Origin of the sequence: Nocardia wallacei (assembly GCF_029868745.1) — a bacterium.
Lineage (GTDB): Bacteria > Actinomycetota > Actinomycetes > Mycobacteriales > Mycobacteriaceae > Nocardia > Nocardia wallacei_B.
This window is the reverse complement of the sequence record NZ_JARWOP010000247.1, coordinates 1-2,868: the sequence shown is the minus strand read 5'-3', so window position 1 is coordinate 2,868 and position 2,868 is coordinate 1. Positions and strand designations below refer to the sequence as shown.

The window sequence follows — 2,868 nt, the reverse complement described above, 5'->3', positions numbered from 1 at the left end:
GGGGGGTGTTTTGTGGGGGGTGGGGTGGGGTGGCCCCCCTTGTTTTTTTTGGTGGCCGGCCCTTTGGGGGCGGCCCCCCCCCTGTTTGGGTTTGCGCTCCCCCCGGCCCCCCCGCCCCGCCGCGGGGGGGCCCCCCCCGGCGCCGGCGTCCAGCAGCAGCGGCGCCAGTTCGAACAGCACGCCGCGCACGGCGGTCGGCAGCTCGGCGACCGGCACGCCGCGCTCCCCCACGCCCAGCCACACCGCGCCGACGCCGTTCTCCAGCGCCGCGAGAATCTCACGATTGAGCGTGGCGGCGTCGGCGCCGTCGAATCGGTCCGCGACGTGCCAGCCCCGGTGCACGTCGCGGGTCGCGTCGGTACCGCGCACGAACGGGAACTCGCCGGGCAGCGGCTGTTCCGGCAGCTCGTCGCGGCGGGTGTAGAGCGGGGCCACCGTCAGCCCGTCGTAGGTCGAGTCGTCGAGCAGCCGCTCCGGCTCGTCCCCCAGTTCGGACGCGTCCACCTTGCGGGCCTTGGCCAGCACGCCGGCCACGCCCTTCCGCCATGCGGCATATCCGGGCACGACCTGTGCGCCCGGATCCGAACCAATCGGCATCGCTGCTGTCCCTCTTCCACTCGATCCGATACTTCAGCTGTACCGCAAACCCGGGCGCATACCCAACCCTTCGCACCGTCTTCGCAGTCCGCTGTGTGTCTCGTTCGCTCGGCGTTCATGCCTTGGTTCGTGCAGGTAAACCTGCATTTTGGTTAACCCGCATTCAGCCCTTCGGTGCTGATGCTAACCGCCGGTCACGGGCCGGTTCGCACAGCGTCCGGCTACCGGCCGGTAACCTCGGCCCCGCTGCGCGGCGGGTACTCTGACCCGGTGCTGAGGAGAATCCGCAACCCGCGCGTCCTGGCGCTGCTGGTGCTCGGCGCGGCCCTGGTCGCGGTAGCGCTGCTCGCCCCGCATCCGGCGCCGCAGCAGGTGCGCGACTGGGCCGATTCGGTCGGTCCGCTGTTCCCGCTGGTGTTCTTCGCGGTGCATGCGATCGTCACGGTCGCACCGTTCCCCCGGACCGTCTTCACGCTCAGTGCCGGGCTGCTGTTCGGTCCCGTGCTCGGCATCGGACTGGCGGTGGCCGCGACGACCGTCAGTGCCGCGCTGGCGTTGCTGCTGGTGCGTGCGCTGGACCGCGACCAGGTGGCGGCTCGGCTCACCCACCCCGCGGTGCGGGCGGTGGATCGCCGCTTGGCGCGGCGCGGCTGGCTGGCGGTGGGATCGCTGCGGTTGATCGCGCCGGTGCCGTTCTCGGTGATCAACTACTGCGCCGGGCTGTCCTCGATCCGGGCGCTGCCGTACCTGCTGGCCACCGTCATCGGAATCCTGCCCGGCACCATCGGCGTGGTGGTGCTCGGCGACGCGCTCACCGGGCGGACCGAACCGGGGCTGCTGGTGCTGTCCGGGATCTGTATCGCCCTCGGCGTGATCGGCCTGATCGTCGACGCGCGGTGGGGCGCAGAGCAATTCGCGGTGCCCGCGGCCCCGGTGGAACACGAGCCGGTAGCTCACTGACAGCCGGAAAATCGGATGCGGGTCGGCGCGGGAGATCGGCATCATGCGTGCATGCCGCTGCTACCGCATCCCGTGCCCGAGGACCTGCGCCGCGATCCGCTGCCGCTGCGCGGGAGGACCGCACTCGTCACCGGGGCCAGTCGTCGTGGCGGCATCGGGTATGCCGTGGCACGGCGGCTGGCCGCGTACGGGGCGAGTGTGTATCTGCACCACCATGTTCCGCACGATGCGGCGCTGCCGTGGGGTGCGGACGAGCCCGGCGAGGTCGTGGCCGGCGTCCGGGCGGCGCTCGCCGATCCCGATGCTCGCGTCGTCGCGGGGCCGGGTGATCTGTCCGATCCGGACGCACCCGCCCTTCTCCTCGGCGACGCGGCGGAGCGGCTCGGCGGGCTGGACATTCTCGTCGCCAATCACGCGCACAGCGGGCGCGACGGCACCCTGGACAGCATCGACGCCGCGATGCTCGACACCCACTGGGCCGTCGACACGCGCTCGGTGATTCTGCTCGTTCAGGCGTTCGCCGCGGCCCGGACCGCGGAGCCCGGCGGGCGAGTCGTCATGATGACGTCCGGACAGGACATCGCCGACGGCATGCCGGGCGAGGTGGCGTACGCGCTCCAGAAGGGCGCTCTCGCCTCGATCACCCGCACGCTCGCGACGGCATTGGCACCCCGGCGCATCACCGTCAACACGGTGAATCCGGGACCGGTCGACACCGACTACCTGACCGGCGAGGACTACGAGTTCATCGCCGGGCGGTTTCCGGCGGGCCGCTGGGGCATGCCCGACGATCCGGCCCGGCTCATCGCCTGGCTGGCCACCGACGAGGCCGAATGGGTCACCGGCAATGTCGTGCACTCCGAGGGCGGCTTCCGCCGCTGGCCACCGGAAGGGTTGGGGTAGGTCGGGAGACGACCCGGCCCCGCCGCCCGGTACACCGGACAGCGGGGCCGTGGAAGTCTGGTCGGCCGCGTAGCCTTACAGGTACGCGCCGCACACGGGCCACGCGCCCGCGCCCTGGCCGGCGAGCACGTTCTCGGCGACGGCGATCTGCTCTTCGCGGCTGGCGTCCGCGGCGTTGCCGCTGCCGCCGTAGGCGTTCCAGGTGCTCTGGGTGAACTGCAGGCCGCCGTAGAAACCGTTACCGGTGTTGGCGCCCCAGTTGCCGCTGGCCTCGCACTGCGCGACGGCATCCCAGTCGTGGCCGCCCGCGGCCGCCGCCGGGGTGGTGAGGGCGACGGGGACCGCGCCGAAATCACAGAACGGCAGATCCGCGGGCAGGGAGGAGGTGTTGTCGGCGTCGAACGCGGC

4 protein-coding genes are annotated in these 2,868 nt (G+C 72.0%); 2 read left to right on the top strand and 2 right to left on the bottom strand.

Annotated elements, in window-relative coordinates:
* Positions 1–597 (bottom strand): methylmalonyl-CoA mutase family protein (locus QH470_RS22150; protein ID WP_280274270.1); only part of this gene is annotated, 597 nt, incomplete at its 3' end.
* 270 nt (positions 598–867) lie between these two features.
* Between QH470_RS22150 and QH470_RS22145 the strand changes: the two genes are divergently transcribed.
* Both QH470_RS22145 and QH470_RS22140 read left to right on the top strand, forming a co-directional pair.
* Positions 868–1,557, top strand: a complete 690-nt coding sequence (locus tag QH470_RS22145; RefSeq protein ID WP_280274269.1) for a TVP38/TMEM64 family protein — start codon at positions 868–870, stop codon at positions 1,555–1,557.
* Between the two features lie 51 nt (positions 1,558–1,608).
* Entirely contained in the window at positions 1,609–2,460 is an 852-nt protein-coding gene (locus QH470_RS22140; protein WP_280274268.1) for an SDR family oxidoreductase, read from the top strand.
* A gap of 75 nt (positions 2,461–2,535) precedes the next feature.
* Here the strand turns inward: QH470_RS22140 and QH470_RS22135 are convergent, their stop codons facing one another.
* Positions 2,536–2,826: a transglycosylase family protein gene (locus tag QH470_RS22135; protein WP_280274271.1), complete on the bottom strand. Its 291-nt coding sequence runs from the start codon at positions 2,824–2,826 to the stop codon at positions 2,536–2,538.
* Positions 2,827–2,868 lie beyond the last annotated feature (42 nt).